Below are 15,181 nucleotides of genomic sequence, written 5' to 3'. Positions count from 1 at the left end.
AAAAGGAATGTTTAATAAAACAGAACAATAAAATGAATCGTCTAAGACAAATGTCAATCTTCGCGCATATTGTTGAAGCGGGCTCTATTTCAGCGGCTGCAGATACATTAGAGCTATCAAAGTCGGTCGTGAGTCAGCACCTAAAAGCGCTTGAAACAGAATTAGGTCTAACGCTACTTAAGCGAACGACCCGACGACAGGCACTCACAGAGGCAGGTCGAAGCTTTTATTCTCGTTGCAAGGATCTTAACTGCATTATCGATTCGGCTTGGGCTGAGGCTCAAGAGTTGGTAGCAGAGCCAACAGGAAGAGTCAGGATAACAGCGCCAAATGCCCTCATGGAGACTCTCATAACGCCGATTATTGGTGATTTAATGCAGCAATACCCACGTTTGGAACCGGAGCTGATAAGTAGTGATCAACATATTGATTTTTATGAGCATGACATCGATCTGGCGATTCGGGTAGGACCGTCGAAAAGCAGCAATTTAAAACAGCGACGTTTGGGCCAGTTTCGAGATGTGTTATGTGGGGAAGCATCGTTGGTGTCCAGCACGGCGTTGGATGACCTTAATTATATCTCTAATCATTGGCAAGGTAGGCAAATTCATCATGTTTTTACCAGTAAGAAAGAGGCAAATCAGGAATACCGTAAAGAGGCTCGCTGCATGACAAATTCATTTCATAGTAGCTTATCATTAGTCACTCAGGGGGCAGGGATCGGTCTCGTACCTGATTTTTATTTACCATTGGTAAGTCCCAAGCTCGTGCCTGTATTACCGAATCATCATCTGCCGCCAAATTCAATTTACGCACTTAATCCATTTAGTCAGAGCGTACCAATGTCAGTAAATGTGTGTATCAAAGCGATTGAAGAGCAATTAGTCATGTTGGTTTAATTAAACTTAAATTCCAGAAATATAGAAATAAAAGGCGAAATTAAAAAAGAAAGCGAACGTTCTTGGTTTGTCTGGTTTTAAGTAATGAGTTAACTGCTGGAGGTCTTAGAGATAACAGAAGGGGTGGTGCTAGGGGGGAGGATAAAAAAGTGGCGCAAACAGTAGACTGTTTGCGCCGCTCTTAAATTAGATAGCTACTACGTTTGCAGCTTGTGGGCCTTTTTGGCCTTGCTCTACTTCAAAAGACACTTTTTGGCCTTCAGCAAGAGTTTTGAAACCTTCAGAAGCGATAGCACGGAAGTGAACGAATACGTCAGCACCGCCGTTGTCTTGAGTAATGAAACCGAAACCTTTCTCTTCGTTAAACCATTTTACGATGCCAGTAGTTTTGTTAGACATGAGAGCCCCTTAATATATTTAATTTCATAAAGTTATCGCGAAATTGCGATGCGCTGATAGCTCGGAATTATTTAATGTTACGATGAAGCAAGGGAAACACTGAGGATAACAACACTAACGTGGGCATTCTAAGGCTTTACTTTTACTTGATGTTTCATTAATAACTCTGTTCAACAGAGCGAGACAAATCATACCCGACCCCTGTGGTAAGTAAAGCGTTATTTTGGTTTTTTCGAAATATATTTCACTATATTTTCTGGCGTTAATGCAGGATCTCATGTTTTTTGTTGGTTATTTGAATTTATGTGTTTGATTTAAATAAACGTTTTATGTTTGGGCAGTGCTCAATGACGCTTAGGTAGGCTGCGAAAAGATAGTCAATGTATTGTATTAACGAGCGATTAATTTTGATGTTCGTTGGAGTATACACTCTATATCTTGGAGGACATGTGGAACACACCAAGCAAAAAAATTGTGAGCGATTATGAGCGATAGTGGGCTAGTCTTACGTAATAATTGATATGTAGACCCTTGAGTGAAACATGGTGTTGTTGCCAAATTTAATGTCTTTGATATCGATAAAGCGCTGCGCGTTGCTTATTGTGAGTACGGTCAGTGTCGCTGGGTGCTTTCAATCGAATGCTCAAGGAGACCTCTTTAGTGATTATCAACATCGTATTGCCTCGGTGCAGCAGCAACCTGTTGCCATTGTCCCTGACGTTAGCTTGGTAAGCCTGCCCGATAAACGGGACATCTTTCTGACTATCCCTGTTACCACATTAGGCATCGTACAAACTTATCAGCTTCGCAAATGTGGACTGTTTGGGTTGGTTGCAGAAAAGAACTCGTCGCTTGGTAAGGTGCAAGATGAATTTCGGTATTTCGACTATCAACTACAGCTTATTGTAGGATTAGAGGCATGCCTAGCGTCAGACAGTATTGACAGTGATTTGAAGTCGGAACTACAAGCGATACTTGATAGTAAATATCACTACCTGCCGTACTATTTCTCTAACCTTGTGTTGTCCAGTGACGCAATGAGGTCTCAATTGAATAGCGATGGGTGGGTGGTGTTAAACGCTAGCCGAACAGCGGTTTATGTTCAACCAGCATTAGAAAAACTGAATCAAGTGTCGGATTACATACTTGGCGTCCAAGCGGGAACCTCATCAGCACTAGAGATGCCAGAGCCATTGATGGCGTATCAAGAAGTTCTAGAGAAGCAGCGCGTGGTTGGCAATCTGTTGTTTTCATTGAAAGCCAGCACGGCGTGGCTAAATGCAATCACCTTACAGCTGAAAGAACATGACTCAGGAATTGTTTGTGGACCCGGTAGAGATATGACTCGATTTCGTTATTTGGTTAATGTTTTTAACCAACAGTTCATCGCGAGAGTTCAGCCCTATTTGGCGTTCATAAGCTCCGAGTATCAAGTGATTGCACGGGATATTAGTGTTATTGATTCAGCGTTGCTCGCGGGTAATCATGACATGAGCCATTATCCGACGCATGCCATCTACCAACAATTTACCATCGCCACTCAGTCACACGTTAGGTACTGGAAAGCGCTGTTTCAGCGTTGTGGGAAAACACTGAATGAAGTTCGTGGGCACTGACTCCGTTAAATTTGACTATTTACCAAATAATTGGAGGGGAATCCGCTGATAGGTTTTGCTGAACAGTCAAATTATAGCGTAGCCGTTCTTCATGATGCCCGGTCGACGATCAGAGAAATTATATCGTCATGACTTTGGCTGTTTGTTGTGTGTGCAATGGTAGCGAGATCGATGATAGGGCTAAATAGCAGGCAGCTCAGTGTTTCTGTTGTTGTTTTTGAAGCTTTAGCGGCGATGGATAGCATACCAACAAGGCGTATTTTGGCTGTTGTAATTTCGCCGTTGATTAAGCTATAGGCGTTGATATTGTTTCTTTGCTTCAGGTACATAAAGTGGTCAGGATAGTCTAAAAGGTAGTGAAACAGATTAGTACAAGCTGAGTGTATGCTATTATCAAGATCCTTATGTGGGCGCAGTATTGCAACGATAAGTCTATTTTCAATATCGCTTTGCGCATAGTTAAGCATATCCTTTTTACTGTTAAAATAGACATATAAGTTACTTGGAGTCATTCCTGATTTTTCTGCGATTCTAGGTACCGTAAGGTTATTGTAGCCAACCTCACGAGAGGCGCATGCTATAGCATCACTTATTATACGAAGCTTCTTTCTTCTATTCATATTAATGTCCGGTGTGTTACGCGAGAACTATTCTTAAAAGTTTGTTGCTAGTAATAAATTGGTCTATTCATTATTGCCATAATTCCTGGAAAATTATGCATTCTGAACTTAAATTAAATCGATTACCGAAATATAGAGGCGTGTATGAAAAGAATTTCTTTGTTATTGGCTGTATTCCTGATGACCGTGTCATTTAATTCTATTGCTAAAAGAGGTGAGAGTAGCGATCAATTACCTTGTATTAAAGATGGCTACTTTCTAGGTTCTATGTCTGAAGTTAACTGTAAGGCTGTTAAAGGCCTTACAGTTAAAAATTGGACAGACTATTAGAAAAATGACCGCAGCAATGCACCTCGGATCTGTGTTGTTTAGAAGAACATTTTAGCACCGAGGCCAAACTGTGTTTGGTCGTCGGTTGCCATTCGGGTTACAGCAAACAACCTCAATCCTTTACTATAGTTGTAAGCAAGGTCAACTATCGCGAAGGTACCAGTAATATCATTACCCACAGAAACTAGTGGCTCAAATCCGTTTTTGAAAGTATAGCGAGCCATAGCGGTTGCGCTGAGTCCAACACCATCCTCATACACCATACCTGCGCGTTGGAAACCAGAATTTTCTAATGTGTCATCTAAGCTTTTTCCGTCATCCATATTTGAATAGGTCAAGTTACCAGCGAGATACCACGGACCTGTTCTGATGTAACTACTTACAGAGTGAACTAGGTTTTCGTGGTTGGCGTTGTGGTATTGATAGCCGCCTGCAGCTGCTCCACCAGTACCAAAGCTATCGCTTGGCGCATCGCCATACTGCGTAGCGAAATGTTCATTTGTGACATCGTAATAGACGCCCCAGCCATCAAAACCACGCGCATATGGTGAGAATGTATCGTACGCAAGCGTCATTCCCCATGTTCCTTCTGTCCGAGCGGGAGAAGCAGCGTGAATTTCATACACCGGTGATTCGGGCCTATAAACACCACGAACTAGCCACTTGTTATTCCATTTATTGTGATAGAAAATCTTTGTACCATCATTTTTTGCATTGAGTTGTAGTTCTGTTAAACCAAACATGTTGTATTGGTCAAAGATTGTACCTGCTCCCCACTGCGTGACTTGTTTACCGACAGTGAGCGCACCGAGTGTTTTGTGTTCAAAACCAATTTGAAGTTGTTCGAAATAAATAGGGTCTTGGTTTAGAACTGGTGTATTGTAGTCTCGTTCCCAATGCATTTTGTTTTGTTCGAAGTCACCCGTCACCCATGCTTCAGTAATAAAACGGAAATTTTCTGTAAATTCATAGTTACCATTTACTTGTACTTTTGCTTTTATCGCCGCGCCCTTATCTGAGCCATCAACGGCATTGCTAATAAATGTAGGCTTAATCAGTCCTTTTACTTCCCAGTTGCCAGCCGCCTTAGGTAGAGGTGTCGCGAAACCATGTGGCGTATTTACGTGTGAGAACCATGTTCCTTGGAATCCATCATTCAATCCCGATGTTTCAGCCAGTACGGAATTAGAGCAGAGTGCGATAGCCGTAATTGTGGCTAAGGTTGTATATTTCATAGTAACCCCAAAATTATGCTTGATATATTGAATTAAGTTAATTGTTGCTAATTGTTTTTTTTATATCTTCCGCATTTAGTCCAAGTTCAAATGCGTTTTTAAAAGTAGGTATGTATTTTTCTATATGTAAAAATATCTTTTTATATCCATTACAGAAGTAGTTTTTATTGGGAATGCCAGAGGAAGACAGTTCAAATCTATGCTTAGGGCATCCTCCATTGCAAATAGATAAGAAAGGGCATGTGTTACACTCTGTTGCCATATTAGTTTTCTTATCTGACCCGAATTTAGTTGCTTTGGGTGAGTTTGCTATATTTTCTAGTTGTTCGGTATGTATATTTCCTAGTTTATATTCTGGATAAACGAAATGATCACATGAGTAGGTGTCACCATTTAATTCCAGTGCGAGTGCATTGCCGCATTCTTTTTCGAAAACACATAGATTTCCAGGCTCACCTAGCATTTTACCTAGCGTATTTTCAAATGTTTGAATAAAAACCTCACCCAGGTCATGCTTAATCCAGTGATCAAACATCGTTGTGATAAACTCGCCATATGCCGACGCGTCAACGCTCCATGGTGCAACAGTGGCTTGACTCATATCCGTTGGAGAAATAAGTGTAAGTCCGTCCTTTGTAGGGGTGTTCGCAATTCGTTCAACAAGTGGTGTGAATTGAAAGTGTCTAGCGCCAATAGACTTGAAAAACTCATAAACCTCAATGGGTTTTTCGACGTTTGCTTTACTTACTACGGCTAAAATATTGTAGTCAATGTTGAATTTATTAAAAAGCTCTACCGTATTGATTACTTTACTAAAAGTGGACTTTTGAGAGCGACTTTTACGATAGCTATCATTAATCTCTTTCGGACCATCTAATGATAGACCTATCAAAAACTCATGTTGTCTAAAGAAATGACACCATTCTTCATTAATTAATATGCCATTAGTTTGTAAGGTATTGGAAATTAGCTTTCCGTTAGCGTACTTATTTTGAAGTGCAATGACCTTGTTGAAAAATGCAAGGCCCAATAATGTCGGCTCTCCACCTTGCCAAGAAAAAAGAACGTTATTCCCTTTCTGTGCTTGAATGTATTGCTTGATATAGATATCAAGCGTTTTATCATCCATACCTACCGTTTTGTTCCTTTCTGGGTATAACTTTTCCTTTTCCAGATAGAAGCAGTAATCACAATCAATGTTGCAAAGTGAACCTGAAGGTTTTGCGGTAACGTGAAAGTCGGACATATCGGGCCTGCTAGCGTTTATCTAAGATCAAATAGTGGGGTGACTTTTTCACCTAAAGAAGCATCGTATTCTTGAGCTTCTTTCACCATCATGGCGAGCACTTCTGGATTTTTCTCTGCGACATCGAGCTTTTCTTCTTCATCATTGATCATGTTGTACAGCTCTGGCTTTTCCAGCTTGTAACCAGAGTAATTTTTCGGGTCACTTCCGTAAAAGACCACTTTCCATTCTTGATTTCTATATGCTTGCATGTTGCCTTTGTAGTAGTAAGGCATAACCGTGCGTGCACTTGGCTTCCCTTCCAAAAGCGTGGCACTTAAATCAACACCATCTAGGTCTGCGTTTGGAAGTGTTGAACCAGTTAGCGCCGCAACCGTTGGTAAGATATCCATTGCGGAACCAATATCGTTGACGACTTTAGGTTCAATTTTCCCTGGCCAGTAGAAGATACCAGGTACACGAGCCCCTCCTTCAAAGGTACTGTTTTTGCCGTTTCTTAGTGGAAGGGCAGAGCCCGCATGATCGCCCATTTGTAGCCAAGGACCATTGTCTGATGAGAATACAATGAGTGTATTTTCATCGATATTGTACTTCTCTAGCGTTGCAACAATTTCACCGACAGACCAGTCAATTTCCATCATGACATCCGCATAGAGTCCATGACCACTTTTTCCTTCAAACTCAGGAGAGACAAACAGCGGCGCGTGGTTTTGCGTATAAGGTACATACGCAAAAAATGGGTCATCTTTATTGTCTTTAATATAATCTTTTAGACGAGCGGTGATATTTTGTGTATGCATTGCTTGGTTTAATGGACGCTCAACAACTTTATCGCTATAGACTCCGTTATTATTATTGGACTCCATAACAGAAATATCCCAATATTCGTCTTTAGGGTTTTTTAAAGCCTCATATTTTAACGCCATATCTTTTTGTAATGCCGCACCTACTTTTTTGACTGTTTCCCAGTCTTTCTTTTCTTTCGCTTTGGCAATTTGAACAAATGCACCTAATTGTTGTAGGCGAGGTAAACCGACGGTGAAGTTCATGTCATTAGAAGCAATGGTTCCATACCACTGCTCGAATCCATGTCTCGTAGGGTACGAAGCCTCAGTATTGCCTAAATGCCATTTACCAAACATTGCGGTTTTATATCCATTGTCTTTCAACATGGTAGCTATGGTGGTTTCTGTCGCCGGAAAGTCGTTTTGATTTGGCTCCATCACCACCGGAATTTCTTTGCCGTATAAACCGGTTTTAGTACCAAGTCGTCCAGTAAGTAAGCTGCCTCGCGATGGAGAGGAAACTGGCGAAGTGACATAGAATTGGCTCCAACGTTGACCGCTGTTAGCAATCTTATCCAGATTTTCAGTCTTATATGGTGCGCCTTGCGTGCTCATGTCTGCCCATCCCATATCGTCAGTAAAGAAGACAATGACATTGGGTTTTTCCACGGCTTTAGGTTGGGCAAATGCACTCGGTACTGCTGACATAAGTGCTAATGCGATTCCTGTACTGATTGCCTTTCGGCGAAATGAAGGGGTGTTCATAAATCGTCTTCCTTTACCTACAACTTTACGGATGAGTCATAACACGCTGTGCTGTGCTACATGTGTAACAGGAACAATAGCACACGTGTAACAGAGTAAAATGTGACATGGATCTTTGCGTGCAATGATGACCAGTAAGTTGTTTTGTATTTGTGAACTGAATCATCTATTGATTAATTTGCCAATTAATCCTGTTTATTTAAAATCAATTAAATCAACTGTTTGCGCTGTGATTTGGTGTGCCATATGAGCCGGGTTGATGTTAATGAATGGTGATTTTTCATGCTCTGGATCTCAATTTGGTGTGGTAAGTATGCTTGGATCACATTAATTGCGAATGCCGCTATTCAAAATGATGGTACACGTGTAACACTGTCGATAGTTTGATTGCTGAGGCAAAAATATGACATACACAGTAGAAGAGACCAGACGTAGAATTTTAGCGATTTCTCAAGAATTGTTTACTCAAAATGGGTTCTATGACACACAAATGACGGACATTGCTAAAACCGTGGGAATCAGCCGTACGAGTTTGTATCGCTACTATAAGGACAAGTTCTCATTAGGATTGGCTATTTTAGAAACCGTGATTTCATCGGAAATGTCGATGGAAAACTTGAACACGTTGTCAGACAGAATTTCCGGCAGCCCAACGGGACTAAAGAAACTGGAAGAGTTTAGCTTGTTTTTTTGGGCTGAAGATCGGTTTGACAAAGTAGAACGGTTTCTGGCTGAGTTTGATGGTTACTTTACGAGCCAAAGATTAGATAGTGAAGATATTGATAAACTAAAAGCACAAACAGAAAAGAACGCAACAGGATTACTTATTAAGTCTTATATTAATGAGGGAATCGTAGATGGATCAATTCAAAGTAAAGTCGATTCTCATTTAGCGAGTGTCACCATTATTAATACTATCCGAAGTTTAAAGCATCGATTGATTTTACGTGGGGATACATTAGTAGAAGTCTCACCAGAATCGCACAATGAGGTGATGAAAACTGCGATTGAATTTGTACTTCATGGTTTAAAAAATAATAAATAACAGGAAATTATCATGACCAGTCAAACAGCGACAATTTCGGATCATAAAGAAGATCTAGATGTTATTCCAAGAAAGCAAAGTTTTTCATTTACTGCCGCACTGGGTGGGCAAAATATAATATTTGGTATACAACTTAGTTTTTTAATGTATGCGTTTACGGATATTCTAGGTTTATTGCCAGCGGCTGTCGGTACATTGGTTCTCGTCGCGAGGTTATGGGATGGATTTAATGATCCTCTTATGGGCATTCTTGCAGATCGAACGAATACGCGATGGGGAAAATTTCGTCCTTGGTTACTTTTTGTGCCAGTCCCGCTCGCCATTGTCACGACGCTCTGCTTTTACAACCCAGGCTTTTCTTATACCGGTACTTTGATCTATGCCTATGTCATTTATATCTTGTGGGGCATGCTATATACACTGACTGATATTCCTATCTGGGCGTTGTCTACCGTGATGACAAGAAGCTCATCGGCGCGTACCAAGATGGTGAGTATTGCTCGTTCTTTTTCGACCATGGGGATACTTGTTCCGACCATTCTTATTCCTGTTTTGGCTGAAAAGTTTTCTCCCGAGGATCCCAGTCAAGGTTACTTCTATTCAGTTGCTATATTCGCTGTACTCAGTGTGCCGCTGATAACGTTAGCATTCTTTGGAGTAAAAGAGCGCTTAGTCGTTAAACGCCCAAAGATTCGCCTATCTGATACGGTAAACGTATTTAGATCCAATCGCCCATTGCAGTTAGTATTTTTGACCATGCTTTGTTCATCGCTAACCGCTGCCCCTGTTTCCGCAGTGATCTATTTCGCTACTTACAACTTAGGTGATGCAAAACAGATGGGGATTATTAGTTTAATCTCGATGCTTGGCATGATTATAGGTATGGCGTTTACTCCTATGATGATCAAGCGTATTCAAAAGAAAGGCGTCATCATTGCGACCTCTATTTTACGTGTCGCTCTGCTCAGCCTGTATTTCTATCTCGGTTATGATGACTTGATTACGGTTTATGTCATGACATTCGTGCTTGCAACATTGAACTCTCCTTTCCTTGTCCTTCAGCCCATTATGGTGGGTGATTCTGTTGATTATGCCGAATGGAAAACGGGCATTCGTTCTGAAGGGGTGGCATTTAGTTGCATGACATTTGCAAACAAGGTTATTACTGCTCTAGGTGCGTTTGCCGTTGGTCTTATTTTGTCTATGACTCACTACGTTGCTGGCACTAGCCAAACGCAAGAAGCCATGGATGGAATCTTTTTGGCGATGACAGTTCTGCCAGCGATCAGCTGCGTATTAATGCTTATTCCTATCAAATTCTATTCATTAACCGACGAAAAATTGGCTGAAATATCAAAAGAATTGGAAGTAAGAAATGAAAAATAGACAATCAATTCAAAAAGAAGTGAACGAGTTGCTTACTCAACTCACTCTAGAAGAGAAAGCCAGTCTGTGTTCAGGCAAAGACTTTTGGCATTTACAAGATATAGAGCGTTTAGGTATTCCATCAGTCATGGTTACGGATGGCCCTCACGGTCTTCGTAAGCAACAAGGAAATACGGATCACCTAGGCTTGAGTGCTAGTGTAAAAAGTACCTGTTTTCCAACAGCAGTGACGTTGGCAAGTTCTTGGGACGTTGATCTTATTGCTACTGTCGGAGAATACTTGGCGACAGAAGCATTAAAGGAAGATGTGAGTACTTTACTTGGTCCAGGTATGAACATTAAACGCCACCCATTGTGCGGACGTAACTTTGAGTATTTTTCTGAAGACCCTTACTTGACAGGTCGACTGGCTACTTCATTTGTTAATGGGGTTCAAAAGCACAACGTTGGCACGAGTGTGAAGCACTATGCTGTTAACAATCAAGAAACCAATCGAATGGTCATTGATACGCTAGTTGATGAGCGGACGTTGCGTGAAATTTATCTTCCGGGCTTTGAAGATGTGGTTAAAAATGCCCAGCCATGGACCGTGATGTGTGCGTACAACCAAGTCAATGGGGAGTTTTGTAGTGAGCACAACCGACTCTTGAATGACATTTTACGTGAGGAGTGGGGCTTCGAAGGCTTAGTCGTGACCGATTGGGGTGCAATGAACAATCGTGTCGAGGGAATAAAAGCGGGCTTGGATTTGGAAATGCCTGGCTGCGCAGGGCTCAATGATATTCGAATTGTTGAGGCTGTGAAAGATGGTTCACTGGATGAGAAGGCACTAGATCGAGTTGTTGAAAGAATATTGGCGCTGATTGTGAAGTCTAAGCGAGCGATTACTTCTCATGAACAATTCGATATCGACGCTCATCACCAAATGGCTCGTAAAGCCGCTGGTGAGTCCATGGTGTTATTGAAGAATGATGCGAAGGCCTTGCCATTATCGAGCTCAGAAACGGTGGCGGTTATTGGTCAGTTTGCCAAAACGCCACGCTATCAAGGTTCAGGTAGCTCACAAGTCACGCCGACGAAAGTATATTCTTTGTGTGACGCATTAAATGAAAAACTCAGTGCAGAGGTTTGCTTTGCAGCAGGATATCGAGAGTCCGGTGAGTTAGATGCCGGTTTGATTTCTGAAGCGGTGGAGCTAGCTCGAAGTGTCGACAAGGCAATTGTGATGGTTGGCCTTCCAAATAGCTATGAAGCAGAGGCTTTTGATCGTATTCATATGAATTTACCTGAATCTCATAATGCATTGATTGAGGCGGTTAATCAGGTCAATCCGAATGTCATCGTAGTGTTGAGTAATGGTTCTCCCGTGACGATGCCTTGGATTGATAAAGTACCCGCAATTTTAGAAAGTTACTTAGGGGGACAGGCAAGTGGAGGTGCAATTTGTGACATTCTGTATGGTGATGTATGCCCTAGTGGTAAGCTGGCAGAAACGTTCCCTCTGACATTAGAAGATTGTGCTTCAAACGCCAATTTCCCAGGTCTTCCTAAGCAGGTTGTTTATAAAGAAGGGTTGAATGTTGGCTACCGACATTTTGACTCCCATTGCGTACGCGTACTGTTTCCGTTTGGACATGGCTTAAGCTATACCGATTTTTCTTATCATAATGCCACGGTAGTTAGCCAAACAGACGAGCAGATTGTGTTTTCGGTTGAGGTGACGAATAGTGGCTCCGTAGCTGGCAAAGAAGTGCTTCAGCTGTATATTGAGAAACTGAATAGCCAAATTGAACGAAGTAAACAAGAGTTGAAAGCCTTTGAGAAGGTAGACTTGCAACCGGGAGAAAGCAAAACCGTAGAGTTCACTTTGGATCGACGAGCGTTCTCATTCTTTAGCTCGGCGTCAAAACAGTGGGAAGTCGAAGCTGGGGAATATCATATTCATATTGGTGCCTCGTCACGTGATATACGAGATAGTGTTCTAGTGACATTGGTTAGTGACTATATCGTTAAGCCACTTGATGCGAGTAAACGCCAAACAGTGATGACAGATCAGCAGTTTGAAGCGCTACTAGGCAGAACGATTCCGGCTCTACAAACCATGACACCATTTACCGAAAACTCGACACTCAAAGATATTCAAAGTACCTGGATAGGTCGTAAAGTAAATCAAAAAGTGGTGGAAAACATGGCAGGGTCGTTTGGTCCAAATAAGCCTAGTGAAGCGGTACTGTTAATGGTTGAAAAAGCGATTCAAGGTATGCCGCTGCGCTCTTTAGTATTACTAGGTGGTGGGAAGTTGAAGTTTGAGCAAATAGATTTTCTAGTGAAGTTATTGAACGGGCATTACATCCGAGCGCTGGGTATGTTCCTAAAGCGTAAGAAATAATGACTTAGCGTTTAGTTTTAAAGGGATGTAATGGTAAAAACCTTATCATTGCACAAGCAATACAAAGGCGAGCATTTGGCTCGCCTTTATTCGTTAAACGATGCAAACTATTTTCGCGCACGGGATATCAATGCTCAAACACAACCTCAGTCATTGACACGCGGTGGCGCTCACCATAGACACCGTCATCAGCACGTACACCGCAGCTGATGATCATAGTGATTTCATGGCGTGGATCCATCCCAAGTAATTGCTTGGCACGATGTGAATCAAAGCCTTCCATTGGGCAGGTGTCATAGCCTTGCTCACGCATAGAGAGCATAAAAGTCATGGCCGCCAATGCGGCACTTTTGTGTAAGCACACACGAACATCTTCCTTACTCACCTCTCTTACCATAGGCTTGTTGCGCCCAATCCAAAAACTAAACAGCTTACGAGCAACGCCCCTAAGACCGAGTTTATCGTTGTTGTACAACGTAGGTATGAGCGAGTCGTAATATTTCAGCGCACGTTTGGTAGTGCTGTCTTCGCGACCAGCAAAAGCGGCGCGGACTGTTTCCGCGTTCATCTTTGCACGTTGCTGCCAAATATTAGGCGTTACTGTCACCACAATAAGTTCATTTGCCGTTTTCGCCGCATTTTGTCCCATGCAGATGTCAGCCAATTGGCGTCGTTTGTCTTCACTGATAACACGATGAAATGCCCACATTTGCATGTTGCTACTGTTTGGGCTGAGTGTCGCAAGTTCTAGCGATTTCTTTACCGCGTCGTGGTCAAACTGGGCTTGGGTGTCGTACTTACGCACTGAACGTCGAGCGTTAAGGATGTCTTCTAGAGATGCGGGCTGAATCATAATAAAGTGACCATACGGGAAGTTTGGTCACTTTCTATCAGTTATTGATGGTCTATACAAGTTGCTTAGAGGAAGGTGGTTTAAGCTTTCTAAACGATGCTGTTGACAAAGGGGTCTTTTCTAAGAGGATGACGATCACTGGAGTGATAAGTAGCGTACCAATGAACACCAATGCATCTCGAGCCATAAACTCAACACCTAGTAACCCTGCTACGTTATTTAACCCAATGATGACGAGTAAGTGCACCACATACATAGGAAGCACCAGTTTCGCCAACGTATGGACAATAGGGTAATTTCCAAGCTGTGGTTGACTTTGTAGCCATAAAAACAGGCCTGTCGCCCAAAAAACAGTCCCAATCAAGAAGTCGTTACTATTAAATTCGTGACCTAACTGATGCAAATAAAAGGCTTCGGAATAGTGTAGAGCGATACCGAAAACCGCTAAAAGTATCGACTTTGAGGCTGATAACTTCCAATGATGACGTCGGATCTCAAATCCTATGGAGACCATCAAGAAACTAATAAACGGACCATTTCGCGTGAAAATCGCGGTTTCGTCGTGAGTAATGACCTGATAGCTACCAGCGATGAGGCCGTAGGTGTAAATGATGGCAGCAAAAGGAATAAGCAAGGTTCGGCAATGGTTATCCACAAACCATGCGATCATTAATACGGCTAAACATAACGAAGGCAAAAACCATAAGTGCACTAATCCACCCTCAAAAAGGGAGTTGAGTGGGTTCTGCATCAGGTAGTCCCAATATTGCTGGCGTTCAGCAAGGTAGCCAAATTCACTGACAGTGGCAAGGTTAAAAGGGATAACCAGATAGGTGACGCTCCATATTGCCCAAATGACCATAATCGGGTAGCTGTAGGCCCGTACCGTTCGGTAGGGACTCTCGTTAAGTTTTGGCTGTATCAAATAACCAGCAATGATAAAAAATAAAGGGACAGCGAAACGAGCAGCCTGGTTAGTGAGATAGTTGAACCAAGGTTCGTCATTCACCAAGCTGTGGGTTAAAAACAGCTGACAATGAATAGAGATCACCGCTATCAATGCAACAATTCTCGCCAACTCAAAACTACTCACGATTTTATTATTCGACACATAAGCCCCTTGTAAATAATGACAACGAAACGGTAACGCGTCTCGACTCGATTATCTCATGCGTTATATCAATCGTTATCGAGTTAGCTTGCAACTAAGTGTAACAATTAGGTGTAGACCGCATATTTACGTAATTTCAACGAGGCACAAACGGCGATTTTTTTTGGGTTAGCTCGATAATAGGCAGCCAAACAGCATAATCGTTTAGTTAATTTGAACGTTTATTATAAAAAGCTTGATATTATGAACGTTAAGGCTGGGTTAGCATTCAATGAACCATAACGCGAGGAGATGCATATGTGTAAGTTGGATGAAGGCTATGAAGATTTGATGTTTGAAATCGATGATTCAGATATAGAGATGCTGGGTTGGGATGACAAAGAATGGTGGTTCGAATTGATTGTATTTCTGCTTATTTTAGCGAGTGCGACGGTCATTGCACTGTTCCGTGTTATCAGCGAATAAAGTGGTGGGTTTAGTCGTCGAACAAATAAGCGGAATT

At 41.9% G+C, this 15,181-nt stretch carries 14 protein-coding genes; 7 read left to right on the top strand and 7 right to left on the bottom strand.

Annotated features, from left to right (window positions below):
- Positions 1-32 precede the first annotated feature (32 nt).
- Positions 33-899 (top strand): LysR family transcriptional regulator, encoded by an 867-nt coding sequence (locus MD535_RS15980; protein WP_265676027.1) that lies wholly within the window; start codon positions 33-35, stop codon positions 897-899.
- Positions 900-1,085: 186 nt separating this feature from the next.
- Here MD535_RS15980 and cspE read toward each other — a convergent pair whose 3' ends face one another.
- Complete coding sequence (gene cspE, locus MD535_RS15975) at positions 1,086-1,298, bottom strand: transcription antiterminator/RNA stability regulator CspE (protein WP_102468123.1); 213 nt, start codon at positions 1,296-1,298, stop codon at positions 1,086-1,088.
- Between the two features lie 542 nt (positions 1,299-1,840).
- Between cspE and MD535_RS15970 the strand changes: the two genes are divergently transcribed.
- Positions 1,841-2,914 carry a DUF3080 family protein gene (locus MD535_RS15970; RefSeq protein WP_265676026.1) on the top strand — a complete coding sequence of 358 codons (1,074 nt, stop codon included), beginning with the start codon at positions 1,841-1,843 and terminating at the stop codon, positions 2,912-2,914.
- 89 nt (positions 2,915-3,003) lie between these two features.
- Here MD535_RS15970 and MD535_RS15965 read toward each other — a convergent pair whose 3' ends face one another.
- Complete coding sequence (locus MD535_RS15965; protein WP_265676025.1) at positions 3,004-3,534, bottom strand: TetR/AcrR family transcriptional regulator; 531 nt, start codon at positions 3,532-3,534, stop codon at positions 3,004-3,006.
- Between the two features lie 144 nt (positions 3,535-3,678).
- Between MD535_RS15965 and MD535_RS15960 the strand changes: the two genes are divergently transcribed.
- The gene (locus MD535_RS15960; RefSeq protein WP_265676024.1) at positions 3,679-3,864 is read left to right on the top strand and encodes a hypothetical protein; all 186 of its coding nucleotides are present in this window, start codon (positions 3,679-3,681) and stop codon (positions 3,862-3,864) included.
- Positions 3,865-3,902: 38 nt separating this feature from the next.
- On the opposite strand, the gene MD535_RS15955 is transcribed toward MD535_RS15960, so the two are convergent.
- From MD535_RS15955 to MD535_RS15945, 3 genes are read right to left on the bottom strand one after another with little or no spacing between them, the layout of a single operon-like run.
- On the bottom strand, positions 3,903-5,099 hold the full coding sequence (locus tag MD535_RS15955) for a hypothetical protein (RefSeq protein WP_265676023.1): 1,197 nt from the start codon (positions 5,097-5,099) through the stop codon (positions 3,903-3,905).
- A 37-nt stretch (positions 5,100-5,136) separates the two neighbouring features.
- A complete protein-coding gene (locus MD535_RS15950) occupies positions 5,137-6,345 on the bottom strand; it encodes an anaerobic sulfatase maturase (protein ID WP_265676021.1) in 1,209 nt (402 codons plus the stop codon).
- 17 nt (positions 6,346-6,362) lie between these two features.
- Positions 6,363-7,895: a sulfatase-like hydrolase/transferase gene (locus MD535_RS15945; protein WP_265676020.1), complete on the bottom strand. Its 1,533-nt coding sequence runs from the start codon at positions 7,893-7,895 to the stop codon at positions 6,363-6,365.
- Positions 7,896-8,298: 403 nt separating this feature from the next.
- Here MD535_RS15945 and MD535_RS15940 point away from each other — a divergent pair, with 403 nt between their 5' ends.
- Genes MD535_RS15940 through MD535_RS15930 form a run of 3 tightly spaced genes read left to right on the top strand, consistent with a single transcriptional unit; the run spans position 8,299 to position 12,715 of the window.
- Complete coding sequence (locus tag MD535_RS15940) at positions 8,299-8,940, top strand: TetR/AcrR family transcriptional regulator (RefSeq protein ID WP_265676018.1); 642 nt, start codon at positions 8,299-8,301, stop codon at positions 8,938-8,940.
- A 12-nt stretch (positions 8,941-8,952) separates the two neighbouring features.
- Complete coding sequence (locus MD535_RS15935) at positions 8,953-10,326, top strand: MFS transporter (protein ID WP_265676017.1); 1,374 nt, start codon at positions 8,953-8,955, stop codon at positions 10,324-10,326.
- Positions 10,316-12,715, top strand: a complete 2,400-nt coding sequence (locus MD535_RS15930) for a glycoside hydrolase family 3 C-terminal domain-containing protein (protein ID WP_265676016.1) — start codon at positions 10,316-10,318, stop codon at positions 12,713-12,715. Before MD535_RS15935 ends, MD535_RS15930 begins: the two co-directional genes overlap by 11 nt.
- 127 nt (positions 12,716-12,842) lie before the next feature.
- Here the strand turns inward: MD535_RS15930 and MD535_RS15925 are convergent, their stop codons facing one another.
- Both MD535_RS15925 and MD535_RS15920 read right to left on the bottom strand, forming a co-directional pair.
- Complete coding sequence (locus MD535_RS15925; protein WP_265676015.1) at positions 12,843-13,568, bottom strand: nitroreductase family protein; 726 nt, start codon at positions 13,566-13,568, stop codon at positions 12,843-12,845.
- A gap of 52 nt (positions 13,569-13,620) precedes the next feature.
- On the bottom strand, positions 13,621-14,679 hold the full coding sequence (locus tag MD535_RS15920) for an acyltransferase (RefSeq protein WP_265676014.1): 1,059 nt from the start codon (positions 14,677-14,679) through the stop codon (positions 13,621-13,623).
- 297 nt (positions 14,680-14,976) lie between these two features.
- Between MD535_RS15920 and MD535_RS15915 the strand changes: the two genes are divergently transcribed.
- On the top strand, positions 14,977-15,144 hold the full coding sequence (locus tag MD535_RS15915) for a hypothetical protein (protein ID WP_265676013.1): 168 nt from the start codon (positions 14,977-14,979) through the stop codon (positions 15,142-15,144).
- The last annotated feature ends 37 nt before the right edge of the window (positions 15,145-15,181 follow it).

Origin of the sequence: Vibrio qingdaonensis, from assembly GCF_026191675.1 — a bacterium.
GTDB lineage: Bacteria > Pseudomonadota > Gammaproteobacteria > Enterobacterales > Vibrionaceae > Vibrio > Vibrio qingdaonensis.
This window is presented reverse-complemented; position numbering and strand designations above follow the sequence as displayed.

Coding starts and splice junctions, on each gene's coding strand:
- MD535_RS15930 (WP_265676016.1), top strand. CDS start 10,316: ATGAAAAATAGACAATCAATTCAAAAAGAAGTGAACGAGTTGCTTACT.
- MD535_RS15945 (WP_265676020.1), bottom strand. CDS start 7,895: ATGAACACCCCTTCATTTCGCCGAAAGGCAATCAGTACAGGAATCGCA.
- cspE (WP_102468123.1), bottom strand. CDS start 1,298: ATGTCTAACAAAACTACTGGCATCGTAAAATGGTTTAACGAAGAGAAA.
- MD535_RS15965 (WP_265676025.1), bottom strand. CDS start 3,534: ATGAATAGAAGAAAGAAGCTTCGTATAATAAGTGATGCTATAGCATGC.
- MD535_RS15955 (WP_265676023.1), bottom strand. CDS start 5,099: ATGAAATATACAACCTTAGCCACAATTACGGCTATCGCACTCTGCTCT.
- MD535_RS15915 (WP_265676013.1), top strand. CDS start 14,977: ATGTGTAAGTTGGATGAAGGCTATGAAGATTTGATGTTTGAAATCGAT.
- MD535_RS15950 (WP_265676021.1), bottom strand. CDS start 6,345: ATGTCCGACTTTCACGTTACCGCAAAACCTTCAGGTTCACTTTGCAAC.
- MD535_RS15925 (WP_265676015.1), bottom strand. CDS start 13,568: ATGATTCAGCCCGCATCTCTAGAAGACATCCTTAACGCTCGACGTTCA.
- MD535_RS15960 (WP_265676024.1), top strand. CDS start 3,679: ATGAAAAGAATTTCTTTGTTATTGGCTGTATTCCTGATGACCGTGTCA.
- MD535_RS15940 (WP_265676018.1), top strand. CDS start 8,299: ATGACATACACAGTAGAAGAGACCAGACGTAGAATTTTAGCGATTTCT.
- MD535_RS15970 (WP_265676026.1), top strand. CDS start 1,841: ATGGTGTTGTTGCCAAATTTAATGTCTTTGATATCGATAAAGCGCTGC.
- MD535_RS15980 (WP_265676027.1), top strand. CDS start 33: ATGAATCGTCTAAGACAAATGTCAATCTTCGCGCATATTGTTGAAGCG.
- MD535_RS15935 (WP_265676017.1), top strand. CDS start 8,953: ATGACCAGTCAAACAGCGACAATTTCGGATCATAAAGAAGATCTAGAT.